The 20,527-nt window shown below is 31.1% G+C and carries 18 protein-coding genes; 15 read left to right on the top strand and 3 right to left on the bottom strand.

Annotated features, from left to right (window positions below; all coding sequences use genetic code 11):
* Positions 1-22: 22 nt before the first annotated feature.
* The 3 genes from EXC59_RS03360 to EXC59_RS03350 form a co-directional block, all read right to left on the bottom strand.
* Entirely contained in the window at positions 23-859 is an 837-nt protein-coding gene (locus EXC59_RS03360; RefSeq protein ID WP_129614239.1) for an integrase core domain-containing protein, read from the bottom strand.
* Positions 860-876: 17 nt separating this feature from the next.
* Entirely contained in the window at positions 877-1,260 is a 384-nt protein-coding gene (locus EXC59_RS03355) for a helix-turn-helix domain-containing protein (protein ID WP_129614240.1), read from the bottom strand.
* A gap of 93 nt (positions 1,261-1,353) precedes the next feature.
* Positions 1,354-2,166, bottom strand: a complete 813-nt coding sequence (locus EXC59_RS03350; protein ID WP_035369168.1) for a Cof-type HAD-IIB family hydrolase — start codon at positions 2,164-2,166, stop codon at positions 1,354-1,356.
* A gap of 123 nt (positions 2,167-2,289) precedes the next feature.
* On the opposite strand from EXC59_RS03350, the gene EXC59_RS03345 reads away from it, so the two are divergent.
* The 15 genes from EXC59_RS03345 (at position 2,290) to EXC59_RS03275 (ending at position 20,380) form a co-directional block, all read left to right on the top strand.
* Positions 2,290-3,066: a hypothetical protein gene (locus EXC59_RS03345; protein WP_035369170.1), complete on the top strand. Its 777-nt coding sequence runs from the start codon at positions 2,290-2,292 to the stop codon at positions 3,064-3,066.
* Positions 3,053-5,101, top strand: coding sequence for a DNA translocase FtsK (locus EXC59_RS03340; protein WP_162163995.1), 2,049 nt, complete (start codon positions 3,053-3,055; stop codon positions 5,099-5,101). The genes EXC59_RS03345 and EXC59_RS03340 overlap by 14 nt, the downstream gene beginning before the upstream one ends.
* Positions 5,102-5,127: 26 nt before the next feature.
* The gene (ylqF, locus tag EXC59_RS03335; protein ID WP_035369172.1) at positions 5,128-5,955 is read left to right on the top strand and encodes a ribosome biogenesis GTPase YlqF; all 828 of its coding nucleotides are present in this window, start codon (positions 5,128-5,130) and stop codon (positions 5,953-5,955) included.
* Complete coding sequence (locus EXC59_RS03330; RefSeq protein ID WP_035369174.1) at positions 5,936-6,562, top strand: ribonuclease HII; 627 nt, start codon at positions 5,936-5,938, stop codon at positions 6,560-6,562. Before ylqF ends, EXC59_RS03330 begins: the two co-directional genes overlap by 20 nt.
* Before the next feature lie 160 nt (positions 6,563-6,722).
* On the top strand, positions 6,723-8,507 hold the full coding sequence (gene topA / locus EXC59_RS03325; protein ID WP_035369177.1) for a type I DNA topoisomerase: 1,785 nt from the start codon (positions 6,723-6,725) through the stop codon (positions 8,505-8,507).
* Positions 8,508-8,823: 316 nt separating this feature from the next.
* Positions 8,824-9,693, top strand: a complete 870-nt coding sequence (locus tag EXC59_RS03320; RefSeq protein ID WP_035369179.1) for a peptidase U32 family protein — start codon at positions 8,824-8,826, stop codon at positions 9,691-9,693.
* Between the two features lies 1 nt (position 9,694).
* Positions 9,695-10,879, top strand: coding sequence for a peptidase U32 family protein (locus EXC59_RS03315; RefSeq protein ID WP_051659013.1), 1,185 nt, complete (start codon positions 9,695-9,697; stop codon positions 10,877-10,879).
* 49 nt (positions 10,880-10,928) lie between these two features.
* Entirely contained in the window at positions 10,929-11,417 is a 489-nt protein-coding gene (gene tpx, locus EXC59_RS03310; RefSeq protein ID WP_035369183.1) for a thiol peroxidase, read from the top strand.
* Between the two features lie 140 nt (positions 11,418-11,557).
* Positions 11,558-12,514: a signal recognition particle-docking protein FtsY gene (gene ftsY / locus EXC59_RS03305; RefSeq protein ID WP_035369185.1), complete on the top strand. Its 957-nt coding sequence runs from the start codon at positions 11,558-11,560 to the stop codon at positions 12,512-12,514.
* Entirely contained in the window at positions 12,514-12,828 is a 315-nt protein-coding gene (ylxM, locus tag EXC59_RS03300; protein ID WP_035369187.1) for a YlxM family DNA-binding protein, read from the top strand. Before ftsY ends, ylxM begins: the two co-directional genes overlap by 1 nt.
* On the top strand, positions 12,825-14,231 hold the full coding sequence (gene ffh, locus EXC59_RS03295; RefSeq protein WP_162849188.1) for a signal recognition particle protein: 1,407 nt from the start codon (positions 12,825-12,827) through the stop codon (positions 14,229-14,231). The genes ylxM and ffh overlap by 4 nt, the downstream gene beginning before the upstream one ends.
* A 115-nt stretch (positions 14,232-14,346) precedes the next feature.
* The gene (polA, locus tag EXC59_RS03290) at positions 14,347-16,980 is read left to right on the top strand and encodes a DNA polymerase I (protein ID WP_035369191.1); all 2,634 of its coding nucleotides are present in this window, start codon (positions 14,347-14,349) and stop codon (positions 16,978-16,980) included.
* 10 nt (positions 16,981-16,990) lie between these two features.
* Entirely contained in the window at positions 16,991-18,352 is a 1,362-nt protein-coding gene (mutM, locus tag EXC59_RS03285; RefSeq protein WP_051659014.1) for a DNA-formamidopyrimidine glycosylase, read from the top strand.
* A 12-nt stretch (positions 18,353-18,364) separates the two neighbouring features.
* Positions 18,365-19,570: a DnaD domain protein gene (locus tag EXC59_RS03280; RefSeq protein ID WP_035369193.1), complete on the top strand. Its 1,206-nt coding sequence runs from the start codon at positions 18,365-18,367 to the stop codon at positions 19,568-19,570.
* Positions 19,571-19,573: 3 nt separating this feature from the next.
* Entirely contained in the window at positions 19,574-20,380 is an 807-nt protein-coding gene (locus EXC59_RS03275; protein ID WP_035369196.1) for an ATP-binding protein, read from the top strand.
* Positions 20,381-20,527: the final 147 nt, after the last annotated feature.

Raw genomic sequence — 20,527 nt, 5'->3', positions numbered from 1 at the left:
AATACTTTGTAGACATAAAAAATTATCTAAACCCTAATTCAGTTCTATACTGTATTGGGGTTTTATATTTTAATGAGTATGCGAGTCTTTCATTATTAAAATATGCTACATACTTTTTAATAATTTCTAATGGTTTATCACTATGATAAAAATCATACTCATATTTAAGTTCGTCTTTAATCCAACCATTAAGTGATTCAACAATTGGATTATCTGTAGGGGTTGCTATTCTCGACATTGATCTTTTTATGGTATGATTAAATAAAGAGTTGAAGCCTCTTGAGGTATATATTGCTCCTTGATCAGAGTGCACAATCGTGTCAAGGTTCATATATCCTCTTTTTTCTTTTTCATCTATAAAGTTTTTTGCAGCATTATAATGATTTATTGGACTTAAACCATAATTACTGCGTCTTATATCGTAGGCTATAATTGTATTATCGAATAAATCAATATATAGATTCCAGTCATATTTACCACTTTTATGAGTGAGTATTGTTGTATCTGTACATACTTTCTCAAATGGACGACTTGCATCAAAGTCATGTAGTAAATTTGGATAAATCTCATGTTCTTTTCCAGCCTTGTGTCGCTTTATTCTTGCTTTTGAACGAATACCTAATAACTTACAACACTTATGACATAAAAGATCTGAAAAGTATCGATTTGTTTTATTTCTAATATACGATGCTCTATGTTTATATCCCCATATCTTATGTTTAACATAAGTTTCTTTAATTTCTTCTATTAACCATAATCTATTTGCTTGGTATCTGTTTATGATACCTTTTCTTTTTACCCATTTATAATATCCAGAACGCGATACACTCATATATAGACATAAGCTTTCAATATTCATTTCTTTACTTAATAAATCTATGATTTCGTATTCACTTTGGATTGTCTTTTTAATTTTATTTCCATCACCTCCTCGGTTGTGTATCCTTTTTTTAAACGTTCATTCTCTATTCTTAATTTCATATTTTCATATTGAAGTTGTTCTAATTCTGAGAGTTTTTTCTTACGACTGAATTTAGTTAGTGGATTTCCTGGTTTTCTTTTATTCTCTAATGCCTCTATTCCACCTTCATTATATTTTCTAATCCAGTTTGATATCATTCCATAAGATACATTATTTTTTCTTCCTAGTTCTATGGCACTATATTCACCCGATAGAACCAGCTTAACATATTCATATTTTGCTTCTTTACTCCAGTAACGTGATTCAGTTTTATTCTTAACACCTTTAGGTCTTCCCATTAATTGTTCCTCCTGATAAATAAATTATACAAAAAAAGATGCTAGTAGTTTTTTGTGTCTACTAACATCTTACTATTTCACAATTAAGCTCTTTTATAAGTTAAAGTATTCGATTAAGAATTTTGCTACCCCATCATGATCGTTATCAAACGATGCAATGCGTTTAGCGACTTTTTTAACTTCATCAACGCCATTTGGCATCGCAACCCCTAACGCGACGCCTTCAATCAATTCAATGTCATTTAAGCCGTCACCAAATGCGATTGTGTTTTTAAAATTAATGTCATAATAATCACAGCACCATTTAATACCAGATAGTTTAGATGTACCCTTTTTATAGATTTCATAAATTACATGTTTTGAGTCTTGTCCCCAAACGCGGTAATTGCATGTATCAAATAAAACCGTATTAATATAGCTTTCAAATTGTTCTTTAAAACTTACATCAACTAAGTAAATCATACCTGTTGGTGTATGAGATAACTTATCAAAGTCTGCATGTACTAATTTAGCTTTTTCACTACCCATGAAAATTTTATGTAATCGATCTAAATATTTATAAGCATAAACGTATTCATCATAACTATAAAATGCTGATACAAGATGATCTTTTGTAAAATTAAATAAGTCATGTGCAGCTTCTAGTGGGATACCATCAACAAAAGTTTTAAAATTGGGGTTATTGGGTTCTCTTATATTGCCACCATTATCTGTAATCAGAGGACTATCTAAATTTAATTCTTTATAGTATTGAATACTTGAGTGGTAGGGGCGACCAGTAGAAATACACACAAAGTGCCCTAATGACTGAAGCCTTTCTAAAACTGATTTTGTAAAATTAGAAATTTCTGAGTTACTATTTAATAGTGTCCCATCTAAATCTAAGGCGATTAAATGTTTTTCCATAAATGCCATCCTTTTTATTCGTCGTTATCCTAATTATCGCATAGTTAGGTCTTTTAAACAAGTTTATAGGAAAGATTTCTCGTTAATTATAGTATAATTAATTAATAAGGATGTGGATAAGATATGACTTGGAATATAGGGAATATATCAATTGACGTAGGTGTGCTGATTGCGTTTTTATCAGGCATTTTCTTTTGTTTTATCGTTTTATCTCTTTGGTACGCAATCTCTGTCTTGCAACCTCTTCATAAACCAAAAAGAAAAGCAGTTCAAGAAGCAGATATTGATGAGAAAGAAATTGAATGGCTGATTAAGGATGCACACGAAGCATTTAAAAATAAAGAGAAACGTGATGAAGTTGGATTTGGTAAATATTTAATTCAAATATCTACTGAATTATCAAATGATATTGCGACTAAATTTTATCCGAGAAGTAAATATCCATATTTAGAGTTAACGATTGATGAAACGTTAGATTTATTAAAATATATTTCTGATCGTTTTAAAGAAATCATGAATAAACCTTTCTTAAAATTATTTAGAGGAATTACACTTCGCCAGTTAATGACTTTGAATGAAACTAAAGAAAAGATTGATAATAATCCAATTGTTAAAACATCAAATAAATTACATTTAACAAAAGTATTTAAAAATACGATGACTGTATTAAATGCGGTTAACCCAGTTTATTGGTTTAGAAAAGTTGTTATTGATAATGTAACGAATGCAGTTATTTTAAAATTGGGCTTAGTAGTTATTAGTTTAACAGGTGAAGAAACTTATAAGATTTATTCTAAGAAAGTATTTAATGAAGAACGCGAAGTTGATGGTGGCGTAAATGAACTTTATCAAGCTATTGAAAAAGAGATAAAGGAGGAAAATAAACTTGAAGAAAAATAAATTAAAGCAAGAAAAAGTAATCGAAGAAGTTTTCCATATTCCTCAAATCCCTAAAATTGAAGGCATTAGAGGTTATCATAAATATGAAAAAGAACGTTTCGTCTCTCCTTTATTTGGCGCGGATGTTAAAGATGAAATCCACGTTCCTTTTGTTGTGCATGTGATTGGAGATAAAGTTAAAAAATATGATGCCTTTAGAACGAAGCCACTTATGGATGATGAAAGAATTGAAAAAGAAAAAGGTAATAAATATTACGAATTTAGTGATTCTTTAATTAATAAAGAAACTAGAAAACAAATCTTTGGCATTGATTCTTACGAAAAGAAAGAAACAGAGTCTAAGGTAAGTGACTTTAAAGAAGAAGTTAAACCTATTGTTGAGGAAGTGAAAGTTAAACCAACAGTGGATGAAAATGTTTTACCACCATGGATGAGACCACGAAGTGTTTCAATGGAACCAGAAGAATCTGATGTAAAGATTGAAACACATGAACGTATGAAGTCCGGTGTTACTGTAAAAGCTAACTTCTTAACAGAAGACTATAGTGAAAAGAAAATTGAAAAGATAGTTGAAAAACCAAAAGTTACAGCATCATATGAAAATAAGTATTATCAATTACCTCCAGTAACTTTATTAAATAAAACCTCTCGTAACAGAGATGAAAAACCACAATGGCTACTTGATCAAATTGAAATGATTAATAGAACATTCGCTGACCACGCTGTTGAAGGCGTTGTTGCAAACTCTAAAAAAGGACCAACAGTTACACGTCATGAAATTTCGTTAGAGCCAGGAGTACCCGTTAAACGTGTAACAGGTATTCATGACAATATCATGATGAACTTAGCTGCGAAGTCACTGCGTATTGAAGCACCAATTCCAGGTAAACCATTTGTTGGTATTGAAGTACCAAACTTCAAGACGGATATTGTTTCGTTTGGTAATGTAGTTGATTCTGAAGACTTCTTAAATGATCATGACCATCCATTAAAAGTTGCCTTAGGTGAAGACATTGATGGTAAAAACATTTATGTCGATATTGCAAAAATGCCACATGGATTAATTGCTGGTGCTACAAACTCTGGTAAATCTGTGTGTGTGAATACCATCTTAATTTCTTTATTACTAAAGAATAAACCAGAAGACTTAAAATTAATTTTAGTTGACCCTAAGATGGTTGAACTTACACCATATAATGATTTACCACACTTAATCACACCAGTGATTACAGACCCTAAAATGGCAGCGACTGCCTTAAATTGGGTTGTTGAAGAAATGGAAAACCGTTATAGAAAATTCGCAAATGCGCGTGCAAGGGATTTAAAATCATATAATGAAAATGTTAAAAAAGGTTTTGTTGATGATGAAAAAATGCCTTATATTGTGATTGTTATTGATGAGTTGGCTGACCTTATGATGGTTTCAGCAAATGATGTTGAAGATGCAATTCAAAGAATTACACAAAAAGCGCGTGCAGCTGGTATCCATTTATTAGTTGCAACACAAAGACCAACGGTTGATGTTGTTCGCGGTACGATTAAGTCAAATATTCCAACACGTATTGCATTTAGAGTCGCATCATTCACAGACTCAACAACGATTTTAGATGGTGCTGGAGCAGAACAACTTTTAGGTCGAGGGGACATGCTATTAAAAGAAGCAGAACGTCCAATTCGCTTACAAGGTGCATTTATCTCAGATCATGAAATTGATGGTGTGATTGATTTTATTAAGAATCAACAAGGTCCACAATATCTTCTTCGTCATGAAGACTTAAAAAATAAAGTGGAATCAAAAGAAGTAATTAATGACGACTTATTTAAGGATGTTGCTTATTATGTCGTTGAGGAAGGTAACTGTTCAATCAATGGTATTACTAAACAATTTGGTTTAGGTTTTAACCGTGCACAAAGAATTGTTACTTTATTAGAACAATATGGTATTGTTTCAGAAACACAAGGAACAAAAGCTCGTGAAGTTTTAGTTACATACCATGAATTAGAAAATATATTAAAAGAAGCAGGGATTATTTGAAACAGGTACAATGGTTCCCAGGGCATATGTTTAAGTCCCTTAGGGAAATAAAAGAAAAAATTAAATTAATGGATATTGTGTATCTTTTGATTGATGCACGATTACCGTATAGCTCAATGAATCCAGAGATTTTAAAGATTGTTGAGCATAAGCCTACCTTATTATTATTTAATAAAGTAGACTTAGCAGATAAACGTTCACTAGAACGTTGGGTAAACTATTATGAAGAAAAAGGTTTTTATACTTTACAGATTAATAGTCAAAATGGATTTAATGTAAATAAGATTTATTCAAGAAGTAAGGAAATCTTAAAAGAAAAGATTGAAAGAGCAAATGCTAAAGGCATGAACTTTAAGATTATGCGTGGCATGATTTTAGGAATTCCAAACGTTGGTAAATCAACATTAATCAACCAGTTAGTTAATAAAAAAGTAGCTGTTGTTGGTAATAAACCAGGGGTTACAAAATCTCAACAATGGATTAAAGTCAATCCAGATTTTGAACTACTTGATACACCGGGTGTATTATGGCCGAAGTTTGAAGATCCGAATGTAGGTTATGCACTTGCTATTACAGGTGCAATTAAAGATGATACCTTACCAATTGATGAAGTATGTCATTATGCAGTTGATTATTTAAAAGAGTTTTATCCACAAAGATTAAAAGAACGTTATGAGATTGAAGATGCTCAATCATTAGAATTTGTTGAAATTCTAGATCATATTGGTAAAGTACGTGGTGCCCTATCTAAAGGTGGGGAAACTGACTATGATAGAGTCTATTCAATCTTATTAACAGACATCCGTTCTAGAAATTTAGGAAGTTTAAGTTTCGATGCACGCCAACTTAGCTAAAGAAAAAGCCCTTTGGGAAAAAGGATATGACATTGTATGTGGTGTAGATGAGGCTGGTAGAGGACCTTTGGCAGGACCAGTAGTTGCTGCTGCGGTCGTTTTACCTAAAGACTTTAATCACCCAGAAATTAACGACTCTAAACAATTAAGTAAGAAAAAACGTGAACAATATAAAAAGTATATTGAAGAACATGCTTTATATATAGGTATTAGTATTGTTGATAATCAAAAGATTGATGAGATTAATATTCTAGAAGCAAGTAGATATGCAATGATTGAAGCCATTTATAATTTAGGTGTGAAAATTGATTTTGCATTAACTGATTGTATGGATATTGGCAGTATTCCTCATGAATCAATCGTTCATGGTGATGCCATTAGCCAATCAATTTCAGCAGCAAGCATTATTGCAAAAGTCACACGTGATGAATTAATGGCTAAATATGATGAGATTTATCCAGAATATGATTTTAAAAATAATCAAGGTTATGGAACGAAAAAACACTTAGAAGCACTCATGAAATATGGACCAACACCAATTCACAGATTAAGTTATCAGCCTGTGAAAAATAGTATGGTCAAACAACTGAGTTTATTTGAAGAGTAAAACCGTGTGAAATCATGGTTTTATTTTTCTTTTTTCTAAAAATATTTTTTATATATATGTATTATATATAAGAGAAAATCTTGAAAATTATATAGTTGACAAAGATTTTCATGTGATTATAATGTAATAGAAAAATATTAATTATTGGGAGGTTTTTGATATGTCTAAACGTGTAATTATTGTTGAGTCACCTGCGAAAAGTAAAACGATATCAAGTTACTTTGATGATGAAGTGACAGTCTTATCATCAGTTGGCCATATTAGAGATCTTGCAACCTCGGGTAAAGATGGTCTTGGCGTAAACGTTGAGAACGATTTTGAACCGGATTACAAAACAATTTCTGGTAAAACCGCATTAGTAAATGATTTAAAAAAGAAAACAAAAGGTAAAGAAGTATTTCTTGCAACCGACCCCGACCGCGAAGGAGAAGCAATTGCTTGGCACTTAGCACAAGTCTTAGGGTTAGATTTAACTGAGAAGAATAGAATTATCTTCCGTGAAATTACAAAGCCTGCAATTAAAGAGGCGATTAATCACCCAAGAACAATTGATTTGAACTTAGTTAATTCACAAGAAACAAGAAGGATTTTAGACCGTATCATCGGGTTTAAATTATCAGGATTATTAAAAAACAAAATCAAGAGCCAATCAGCAGGACGTGTACAAAGCGTTGCCTTAAGATTAATCTGTGATTTAGAAAAAGAAATTGAAGCATTCATACCTGAACAATACCACACAATTCATGCATATTTTGGTGACTTGAAAGCGGATTATATCATTCCAAAAGATGTAATGATTAAAACAGATGATGCAAATAAAATTGTTGAAACATCTACAAATCCATTCATCGTATCAAGTGTTGATGAAAAAGAAACAAAACGTAATCCTAAAGCACCTTTAATTACATCAACATTACAACAAGAAGCCATTAACTCATTAGGGATGACTTCACAACGTGTGATGAGTGTTGCTCAAAAATTATATGAAGGTATTGAAATTAACGGCGAATTAGTCGGTTTAATTACTTACATGCGTACAGATTCAGACCGTTTAAGTCAAGAGTTTGTAGGACCAGCTAAACACTTTATTGAAACAACTTATGGTAAAAAATATGTAGGTACTTATCGCACCAACAAGAGTGATTCAGCACAAGACGCTCACGAAGCAATTCGTCCAACAGATATCAATCGTACACCACAATCAGTCGAATCATTCTTAACAAAAGATGAATATAAAGTATATAAAAAGATTTATGAAAGAGCAGTTGCCTCATTAATGGCACCAGCTATTTTTAACTCTACAAAAGTAACTTTAAATGCAAATGGCAATTTATATGAGTTAGATGGTAGTGTTTTAGTCTTTGATGGTTACTTAAAAGTATTATCTGATTTACCAAAAAATAAGATCTTACCTAAGTTTGAACTTAATCAAGAATTAAATGCAGATAAAGTTGAAGCAATTGAAAAATTCACAACACCACCTGCAAGATATACAGAAGCAAGTTTAATTAAAGAACTTGAAAGTAAAGGTATTGGTCGTCCAAGTACCTATGCAAGTATTATTAATACCTTAAAGAGCAGAGATTATGTTGAAGTTAAAGAAAAGAAATTCTATCCTACAAAACAAGGTATCTTAACTGTAGATGAATTAAAGAAATTCTTTAAAAATATTATGGATGTTGAATATACTTCACGTATGGAAAAACGCTTAGACCAAATTAGTGAAGGCAATGTATCAAGTAAAGAGTTATTAAAAACCTTCTATACTAACTTCATTCCGCAATTAGAAATCGCTAAAAAAGATATGGCAAAGGTTGAAGCGGTTGTAACAGATAAGATTTGTCCAGTATGTGGTTCTAAGTTAGTCATTAGAAAATCTAAGTACGGTGAGTTCTATGGATGCTCTAATTTCCCGAAATGTAAGCATATTGAACCTAAATTGTAAGAGATTGTCGAATAAAAATGTTAAAAAAAACATAGTAAGTTGCAAAACTTTACATTGAAAAAACGTAGTAGTAGAATAAACGTGCACTCAACGAAATTGGGTGCTACTTATCCCCTATTAGTGTACTTTGTACACAAATCCCCTTTAATGACCCCGGCGCCTTTAGTGCCGGGGTCGCTTTTTTTTATTTATACTATAAATAACTAAATTACGACAATTTACCACACCCCTAAATTTTCTTTTATAACTTTCTTTGACTTCAATTTGTATATTTTATAAAATGAGGTTTGGACTTAAAAATAAAGGAATGTTTGATATGAAAATTTTAACTACAATACATGATTTAAATCATTTAGAACAATTTAGTACTAAAGTTGACGGGTTTTTAATTGGACAAAGTGATTTCTCAAAACATTTAACTTTAGACCTAAAAGGTTATATCGTTGATGTTATTGAGAAAATAAATAAATTAGAAAAGGAAGTATTCATTCAATTTAATAGAATGTATACCAATAGTGAATTAAATCATATTGATGCATTCTTAAGCACATTAGATTTAAATAAAATCACAGGATTTATGTGTGCTGATATTGGATTACTTCAAATCTTTAAAAAACACGGTATTAAAGATAAGTTTGTTTATAACCCGGAAACGCTATTAACGAATTATTTTGACTTTAATTATTTAAAACAAGATGGTATCTTAGGTGCGTTTGCCTCAAAAGAAATTACAGCAAAAGATATTAAAGAAATTGGATTAAGAAAAGAAATAAAATTATTTATGTTTGGTCATGGCCATATGTCAATGTTTTATTCGAAACGCCAGATCTTAAATTTATATGCTGATCACATGAAAAAAGATCATATCTATGAAAAACGTGATGATTTAAGATTAAAAGAACCTAAACGTGAAAATGAACGCTATCCTGTATTCCAAGATGAAGCAGGTACTTATGTGTTTAGAGGATATGTAATGTCTAGCTTAGCGCATATGGATGAATTAAGTTCCTTACTGGATTATTTTGTTATTGACACTTTATTCCAATCAGATGAATATGTTTTAGATGTAGTTCCACTTTATAAGGATCATAAGTCTTTAGCAGATGCCAAAGCAATCATGGATAAATATGAAGAAACATGGCATGATGGTTTCTTAAGCGAAAAGACAATGATTAAGGGTGAATAAAATGGTTGAATTATTAGCTCCAGCAGGAGATTTAGAAAAATTAAAAATAGCAATTTTATATGGTGCAGATGCAGTTTTTATTGGTGGTAAACAATTTAGTTTACGTGCAAATGCTTCAAACTTTACAATTGAAGATATTAAAGAAGCTTGTGAGTTTGCACATGCAAGAGGTAAAAAGGTTTATGTAACGACAAACGTCATTCCGCATCATGATGATATGAATGACTTATTACCTTATTTAAAAGATTTAGAAAGTTGTGGAGTGGATGCGATTATTGCTGCTAGTCCATACATCATTGATACTGCCTTAAAAAATACAAATTTAGAAGTACATATCTCTACACAACAATCAGCGATGAATGTTGAAACGGTTCAATATTGGAAAGAAAAAGGTTCAACGCGTGTTGTTTTAGCACGTGACTTAACGTTAGGCGAAATTAAACATATCATGGACAATGTTGATATTGAAATTGAAGTATTTATCCATGGTGGTATGTGTGCGGGTTATTCTGGCCGTTGTTCTTTATCAAATCATTTAACAAATCGTGATGCAAACCGTGGTGGTTGTGCACATACATGCCGTTGGTTCTTTGATTTAGAAAATAAAAATGGCGAAAAGTTAGAAGAAGTTCCATTTAGTATGTCAAGTAAAGATTTATCAGCGGTTGAACAAATCACAAGCTTAGTTGATATTGGTGTTTCAAGTTTAAAGATTGAAGGTAGAATGAAATCTTTACACTATATTGCAACCGTTGTGAATACGTATCGTAAGATTATTGATGAGTATACAGAAACGCATATGATCAAAGATTATCAAAAATATGAAGATGCATTAGATAAGGCTGAAAACAGAGAAGCTTCAATTGGGTTCTTCAATGGTTTACCAACTCACGAACAACAATTATTTGAAAAACGCAGTGAAAAAGTGATGCAAAACTTTGTTGGCATGGTTATTGATTATAACGAAGAAACAAAAATGGCAACAGTAGAAACAAAGAATGTTTTCTTAACAGGTGAACAATTAGAAGTGTTTAGTCCAAAAGAAGATGAAAGATTCTTCATAAATACTTTAATGTTTGATTCAAAAGGTGAACAAATCAACCGTGCTTCTAAAGCTAAAGAGCACTTAAAAGTGTATATTCCATTCAAAGTTAGTCCTTTTGACATGATTAGAGCAAAAAGATAGTTATTTATTGTATAATTTCTCTTATAATAGAAGTAGGAGGGAATTATAAATGAAAACAATGAAGGGAAATCCCATTACGGTATCTGGTACTGTTTTAAAAGTTGGTGATCAAGCATTAGACTTTACAGTAACAGGAAATGATTTAAAAGACGTGAAATTAAGCGACTTTAAGAAACCTTATGTTTTATTAAATGTTGTTCCGTCACTCGATACGTCAGTTTGTGATATTCAAACAAGAAAAATTAATGAATCTTTAGCAGGATTTGAACAGGTTGATGTTTTAACAATTTCAAATGACTTACCATTTGCACAAAAAAGATGGTGTGGAGCTGCGGGATTATCAATCACAACATTAAGTGATTATAAGAACTTAGATTTTGCTAAAAAGTATGGTGTTTTAATTGAAGAAATGCGCTTATTAGCACGTTCTGTGTTTGTTTTAGATAAAGATAGAAAAGTAATTTATGTAGAATACTTAGATGAAATGAGTAAACATCCAGATTACTATAAATTACTAGATTTCATGAATTCGCTTTAAAAAATAAATTGGTAACCACTAGTGGTTACCTTTTTTCTTCACTAGCAAGATTAAAAAAGGGCTTTTTTTAAACTTCAGTCTTACTTTAAAAGCCCTTACATGTTATAATAAACAAGTGAACGTAAGGGAGTTGAAATTACATGGGATTCTTTGCTAATCTTTTTAAAAAGAAACCAAAAAATGATAAATATCAAATGGGTTTACATAAGAGTAAATCATCTTTTGATAACTTAAAAAAATTACTTGATGAATCTGATTCAATTGATGATGATTTATTTGATTCGATTGAAGATTTATTAATTTCAGCTGATATTGGTGTAGATACAGTTTTATTCTTCACGAATGAATTAAGAAAAGAAGTTGAAAAACAAGGATTTGAAACACCAAATCAATTAAGTGAATTAATCGTTGATAAATTATTTGAAATTTATTTAAAGGGTGAGTTTGTTGATACCACATTAAGATTTGATGAAAATAAAACAAACGTTTACTTATTTGTTGGTGTCAATGGTGTTGGTAAAACAACAACAATTGGAAAACTTGCTAAACAATATAAAGATTTAGGTAAGAAAGTATTAATGGTTGCAGGCGATACATTTAGAGCCGGTGCCATTGAACAACTAGAAGTATGGAGTAAACGTGCTGGTGTTGATTTTTATAAAAAAGAAGCTGGCGTTGACCCATCAAGTGTCATTCATGATGCATTAATTGATGCAGTTAATAAAAAATATGACTTAGTATTAGTTGATACAGCAGGCAGACTACAAAATAAAGTCAACTTAATGAATGAATTATCAAAAATGAAACGTGTCATTCAAAAGTTGTTACCAGATAGTCCGCAAGAAACATTACTCGTCATTGATGCAACAACTGGTCAAAACGGTATGAATCAAGCGCACGTATTTAATGAAGCAACTGATCTATCAGGAATTGTTTTAACAAAACTTGATGGCACTGCTAAAGGTGGTATTGTCTTAGCAATTAGACATTTATATAATCTGCCAATTAAATATGTTGGACTAGGTGAAAAAATTGATGATTTAGTACCATTTGATATTGAAAACTATATTTATAACCTATTCAAAGGATTCTTCTAATGGAACAAATTGATAAAAATGAATATCTAAATGAATTATTTAGTTATTACGGTTCTTTATTAACAGATAAACAACAAGAATACTTTGTAAGTTACTATCAATATGATTTATCTCTTTTTGAAATTGCAGATGAAAAAGGCGTTTCAAGAAATGCGGTTCATGATCAATTAAAGATTGCTGAAAAACATTTATATGAGTTTGAAGAAAAATTAAACTTAGTAAAGTTATCAACAAGAAGAAAAGAACTACTAGATAAATTTGAGGCAACAAAAGATTTAAAATACATTACAGAATTAAGGAAGTTGGATGAATAATGAAAAACTCGTTATCAGATCGCTTACAGATGTTTGTACGCCGTACAACAGGGCGTGCAGCACTAACTGAAAAAGATATTGACGAAATGATGCGTGAAGTCCGCTTAAGTTTATTAGAAGCAGACGTTAACTTTAAAATCGTTAAACAATTTACAAATAATGTCAAAGAACAAGCTTTAGGAGAAAAAATTCTTAAAGGGTTAAATCCTGGACAACAAGTTGTTAAAGTCGTTCATGATGAGTTAAAACGTATCATGGGTGAAGAATCTGTTGGTTTAGTTTACGCAACATCCGGATTAACCAAGATTATGACAATTGGTTTACAAGGTAGTGGTAAAACAACTGCAATTGGTAAACTTGGACTTTGGATTAGAAAAAAAGATAAAAAAAATGTGATGTTTATTGCTGCTGACGTTTATCGTCCAGCCGCAATTGATCAATTAAAAACAATTGGTAAGAGTTTAGGTATTCACGTTTATGATGAAGGTATTAAAGATGCAAGAGTCATTGTGAAAAACGGTTTAGCTTATGCCAAAGAAAATAATTATGATGTTGTCATCATTGATACAGCAGGTCGCTTAACAATTGATGAAGACATGATGCAAGAATTAAAAGATGTTAAAGAATTAGCACAACCAAACGATGTTTTACTAACAGTAGATGCGATGATGGGTCAAGAAGCAGCAAACGTTGCCAAATCATTTCATGATCAAATTGGTGCAACTGGTGTCATCTTAACAAAGATGGATGGTGACACACGAGGTGGTGCAGCTTTATCAATTAGAGAAATCTCTCAAATTCCAATTAAATTTACATCTAACGGTGAAAAGATGGATACATTAGAAGCATTCCATCCAGACCGTATGGCTTCTCGTATCTTAGGTATGGGCGATATGCTTACTTTAATTGAAGAAGTAACATCAAACATTGATGAAGAAGAAGCTAAAAATATGATGGAAAAAATGATGAGTGATTCATACAACTATCTTGATTTACAAAAACAATTCAAGATGATTAAGCGTATGGGTTCAATTTCTAAAATTTTAGGATTTATTCCTGGATTAGGAAAAATGAAAGATGCGTTAAGTAATGTAGATGAAAAACAATTCGATATCATCAGTGTCATCATTAACTCAATGACTGAAGAAGAAAGAAAATATCCTGAATTAATTGATAAGTCTTCACGTCGTCGTGAAAGAATTGCCAAAGGTGCAGGGGTTCAAGTTGCTGATGTCAATCGTCTTCGCGAATCATTAGTACAACAAAAACAAATGATGAAGAAGTTCGCGAATATGGATGAAAATCAATTAGAAAGAATGAGCAAAAATCCAAGTGCTTTCCAACCACAGCCTATGAAGGCCAAAAAAGGTAAAGGAAAGAACCGTGGTGGCTTTAGATTTTAAATAATGCGTAGACAGTAATCTTGCAAAAGCAGGGTTACTGTTATTTTATCCACAAATATTGTGGAAAAAATATGAAAATATGTATGTTAAAATAACATACAAAGAGGGTGGATATATGAAAAAACTTACACTTGTAGATGGTAACTCACTACTGTTTAGAGCATATTACGCAACCGCTTACCCAGGGGCTAAGATTTTACAGACATCAACAGGCATTTATACCAATGCTGTTTTTGCTTTTGCAAATATGCTAGAAAAGATTATTGAAGTGGGTAATGGCCATATGCTTATTGCCTTTGATACAGGTAAACCAACAAAACGTCATTTAGCTTATGAAGGTTATAAAGCTGGAAGAAAGGCAATGCCTGAGGAACTTGCAAGTCAAATTCCACTCATTCATGAATTAATTAAATATTTAGGAATTAAAGAATTCTCATTTGAAGGCTATGAAGCTGATGATATCATCGGAACACTTGCTAAGCGTGCAGCAAAAGCTGGTTATGAAGTTGATGTATATTCATCAGATAGAGACCTTTTACAATTAGTTGATGAAAAGATTACCGTTCATATGTTAAAGTCAGGAATGAAGGTTGTTGAAGACTACACACCAGAAACCCTACTAGAAAGATACGGATTAACACATGAACAATTCGTTGACTTAAAAGCGTTAATGGGTGATCAATCAGATAATATTCCAGGTGTTCCTGGAGTAGGTGAAAAAACGGCGGTAACACTCCTGCAAAAATATAAAAATTTAGAAACAATCATTGAAAAGAAAGAAGAAATCACTGGTAAATTAGGTGAGAAAATTAGAGAACATGCCGAAAGTGCAATCTTCTCTAAAGAATTATCAACCATTGATACAGATGCACCACTACCATTTGGTGTTGAAGATACTTTAGTAAATGATGTGATGGAAGAAGAATTAATCAACTTCTATAAACGTTTAGAACTTAAACAATTAGTAATTCAAACAAGAAAAAAATCAGATATTAAAGCAGAACCTAAAAATTTCGAGTATAACTATGAGGCAATTGAAACTGAGGAAAAGTTAACTGAAATCTTAAATAAAGACTTATCAGTTTACTTTGAGTTTTCAGATTTTAATTATCATAAGGCAACGCTTTGGGGGATTGGTTTATCAGATGGTATAAAGAGTTACTTTGTAAGTAAGGAATTATTTGATGAATCAGATGCTTTAAAAACTTATTTAAGTAACCCAAATTATAAGAAGTTTACTTATAACTTTAAAGGTGTATTAGTTTATTTAATGCATCATGGCTTATCAATTGAAAATGTAACTTATGATTTATTACTTGCGGCATACATTATTAAATCAAGTATTGGGAAAGAGGATTTTACCAATATTGCTCAATTATTTGATATCCAACACTTATCATATGATGAAGAAATCTATGGTAAGGGTGCGAAAAAGGCATTACCATTAATCGTGAGTGACTATGAGAACCATATCAGCAAGAAAGCATTTGTTATTGTGGAACTCATGGATAAGACACTTGAAATCTTAAAAGAACGTGAACAACTGCATCTTTTAAATGAAATTGAATTACCACTTTCTAAGGTGATTGCTGAGATGGAGTTTGAAGGTTTATTAGTTGATCAAGAAGAACTTTTAAATCAAACTAAAAATTTAGAATCAAGAATTAAAGTATTGAAAGACGAAATTATTGACTTAGCAGGTAAAAACTTTAATATCGATTCACCCAAACAATTAGGTGATGTATTATTTGAAACATTAGGTTTACCAAATGGAAAGAAAACAAAGACAGGTTATTCAACCGATGTTGAAGTTTTAACTTATTTATATGATAGACATCCAATCATACCTAAAGTAATGGAGTATCGCCAATTAACTAAGCTTTATTCAACATATTTAATTGGTATTAAAGAATCAATCTTTAAAGATGGGAAGGTGCATACAATCTTTAATCAAGCACTGACTTTAACAGGTAGATTATCAAGTCTAGAACCAAATCTGCAAAATATTCCTACACGCACAGAAGAAGGCAGATTAATTCGTAAAATATTTGTTCCTAAACCAGGTAATTATTTATTAGGAGCTGACTACTCACAAATTGAATTACGTGTGTTAGCTGATATGGCTGATGTAAAGAATCTTCAAGAAGCATTCTTACATGGAGAAGATATTCATACATCAACAGCTAAAAAAGTATTCCATGTTGAAACTGTCGATAGCGAACAAAGAAGAAAAGCCAAAGCAGTTAACTTTGGAATTATCTATGGTATTGGTGCTTGGAGTTTATCAGAAGATATTAATGTAACAGTTAAAGAGGCAGAAGCGTTCATTCAACGTTATTTAGAGGTTTACCCTGAGATTAAACAGTATATGACTGATATCGTTGAATTTGCTAAAAAACACGGCTATGTTGAAACAATTATGAAGCGACGTCGTTATATTCCTGAACTAGAAAGTAAAGTTTTCCAATTACGTGAGTTTGGTAAACGTACAGCATTAAATGCACCAGTTCAAGGTTCAGCAGCTGATATTATTAAAGTTGCCATGATTAATTTATACAAGTACTTGAAAGAAAATAATAAAAAGTCTAAACTGATTTTACAAGTACACGATGAATTGATCTTAGATACAGTTTTAGAAGAATTAGAAGAAATGAAAATAATGGTACCAAAAATTATGAAAGAAGCAGTGAAACTAAAAGTGAATTTAGACACTTCATGTGACACTGGTAAGACTTGGTACGATCTATAAGAGGTATCGTATGCCAGAACTTCCTGAAGTAGAATCTATCAGACGCAATTTAGAAACCGTATTAAAAGGTGAAACGATTAAAGACGTTAAAGTTTTTTATCGTCCAATTGTATCCAATATGATGGATTTTGAAGAAAAGTTAATCGGACAAACAATTAAACGAATCGACCGTGAAGGAAAATATTTAAAATTCATTTTAGATGACTATATGATGATTAGTCACCTAAGAATGGAAGGAAAGTACTTCATGGATAAAGACCATGATAAACATACCCATGTAGAGTTTTACTTTGAAAGTGGGCATAAGCTAAGTTATCATGATACACGTAAGTTTGGTCGTTTTGAATTAGTGGATGTTAGTTTTAAAGATACTTATTTAAACAATCACAAAAAATTAGCACTAGATCCACAAAACTTAGATTTAGAAACATTTTATCAAGCAATTCAGTCTAAAAATAAAACGATTAAAGAAATACTTTTAGATCAAAGTATTGTGGGTGGTATTGGTAATATATATGCCAATGAAATTCTTTATTTAAGTCGAATTCACCCAGCTAAAAAAGGTTTTTTAATCAATTACCAAGAGGCACAAACTTTATTAGAAAATTCAATTAAAGTTTTAAATAGAGCAATCGAATTAGGTGGTACAACGATTGACACATTTGAGTCTTTAGGACACAAAGGAGAGTTTCAACAAGAACTAAATGTCCATGGTAAAGCAGGACACTATTGCAAGCACTGTGGTGATAAAATCATAAAGATTCAACTAAAAGGACGCGGCACATATTTTTGTCCAACATGTCAAAAATCGCACGTTATCGCACTTACTGGTGGTATTGCCTCTGGTAAGTCTACAGTTTCTAATTATTTAATCAAAAAAGGATTTAAAGTTTTAGACAGTGATTTATTTGTAAGAAATCTTTATTTAGATAAGGACTTTAGATTAATGATTGCCAAAAAATTTGATAGTTTTAAAGATAACGATTTAGATAAAGAAAAATTAGCATCAATTATCTTTAACGATAAGAAAAATAAGAAGAAATTAGAAAAAATCATTCATCCTTTAGTCTTTAAGTACTTAGATGATGAAATTATCAATAACTATGAACATTTATTATTCTTAGATATTCCACTTTTATTTGAAACCAAATATAAAAATTATGATGAATCACTTTTAGTCTATGTACCTAAAAAAATACAATTAGATCGTCTAATGAAACGTAACAATTTAAGTGAAATGGAAGCAAACTTAAGAATAAATAACCAAATGTCGTTGGAAGGTAAGAAAAAGTTAGCAACTTATGTTATAAATAATAAGGGCACTTTAAAAGACCTATATAAAAGCATAGACAATTATTTATTAAAATTTTAAAGAGGTAGAAAAATGAAGCTTAAACAAACATTCTCAGTAATAACTCAATCTGCACTATCAAGTGATGAGTGGAAAGTCTTAGGGCTATTATATCAGCCAATTATTGGGACGCTTGGATTTAGCTTATACCATACCTTATATCATTTACTTAATCAAAAAAATTATCAATCTGAAACTTTCCAACATCAATTTTTAGTTGATTTATTAGGAGAAAAGATTGATAAGCTAAAAGCAGCAAAAGACAAATTAGAAGCAATTTCCCTTTTGGATACTTATGAGTTAAATGAACATATCATTTACCAATTAAAAAGTCCACTATCACCAAGAGGGTTCATTAAAGATACAGTCTTAGGTCAATTCTTGAAAACTGAAGTTGGACCTAAAATGTTTGGTCAATTAACAGATGTCTTTAGAGTAGAAAAAATTGATCTAAGCGAATATAAACAAGTAACAAAAAACTTTGATGATGTCTTTAACTTTGTAAGTACTGAAAATCATCACGATAATAAGACTTATCTTGGCAAAAACAATAATCGTGGTGCAAAAATTAGTAAGCAACTTGATTATGAAAAGTTTATTGAATTACTACCAGATAGATTAAAAAAACCAATTTTAATGGCGCATCATACACAAGATACCATTCAAAAGTTAGTATTTGTTTATGGGTTTAGCGCAGAAGAAATGGCAGAAGTTTATAAACTAACTGCTGATGCAAATGGCCGTTTAGATTTAGGTAACTTAGCATTCAAGGCACAAAGCTACTATGAAGACCATAAGAAAGATGATATGGTTGTTGCTGAAACTAAAGATCAAAATGAAGAGATGGAAGCAATCATTTCATTAAAGAAGATGAGTCCACTACAAATTGTTGCCAAATACGGTAAGGGGGACTATCAAAGTATGCACTCAGATACAGTGATGCAACTACTTGATAGAAACCAAGTTGAAGTTGGTGTGATTAACGCCTTACTTCTACACATCTTAAAACATAAAGAAGGCGAACTACCACATATTAACTACCTAGAAAAAGTATTAGAAACTTGGATGAAGATGGGAATACGTACAACTGAAGATGCTTACCGATTAGTCTTAAACAATGATGCACAAAATAAAGAAAAAGAATCAAGTTCTAAATCAACTAGCAAGTCTAAGAAAAATTTAAATCCTGAATGGATTCAATCTTACTTAGATGAACTAAATAATATAAAGGGGCTATAAAATATGGATATGAATGAGGTTAAAAAAATCGTCAGTGAAGATAAAGACACCAAAGATTTACAACTCAATGAAGAAGAATTATTAATTGCGTATCAGTATATTTTACAGCGTGATGATAACTCGCTTAAAGGAGTTCGTCCTCGTTTAAGATTAAAACCATTTTTACATATAGATTATGTGCCGACAAAAGAAAAATTATTAGAAGAAAAACGAGCTAAGTTAAAACGTAATTTAGAAACTTTTGAATCTGATGTTTATATTTCTAAAGCGAAATTTGATGATGTAACGATTCTTAATGATAATTATGAAAAAGCAATTGATTATATGAAAGAATTTATTGAACTTTATCCTAAGTTTAAGAAAGGTTTATTCTTACACGGGCCTTATCGCACAGGTAAAAGTTTTTTATTAAGTGCATTAGCAAACGAATTAGTTTCAAAAAATATTGATGTTGTTTTCGCATTCATTCCAGATTTAGCAAGAGCAATCAAAGGATCAATGAACACACAAACTTTAGAATCAAAAATGAATATTCTAAAGCGAACAAGTGTTTTAATCTTAGATGATTTAGGTGGAGAATATTTATCACCTTGGTTTAGAGATGAGATTTTATTACCAATCTTACAGTATCGATTAAATGCGAACTTGCCAGTGTTTATTGCAAGTAATTTAACACTTCGACAATTAGCGACATTCTTAGAAGTCGAATCTGATTCAGGAAGTATGAAATCAGCTAGAATTATGCAAAGAATTTTAGATTTAACAATTCCTGTTGAATTTACCGAAAAATATGAAAAACCTATTGAATAAATACTGATTTAGAGTAAAATATAGTAGAAGCGTTGAAAAGGACACGATAATAATCGACCCAAGCGAAGTAAGAATGGTGAGAGCTTACTAATTAATGATTATTGTTACCACCTTGGAGCTGACTTAATCCAATAAGTCCGTATAACC

It is taken from the genome of Acholeplasma hippikon (assembly GCF_900660755.1).
In the GTDB taxonomy this organism is placed as follows: Bacteria; Bacillota_I; Bacilli_A; order Acholeplasmatales; family Acholeplasmataceae; genus Acholeplasma; species Acholeplasma hippikon.
The sequence above is the reverse complement of the archived record's forward strand: the minus strand, read 5'-3'. Positions and strand labels throughout refer to the sequence as shown.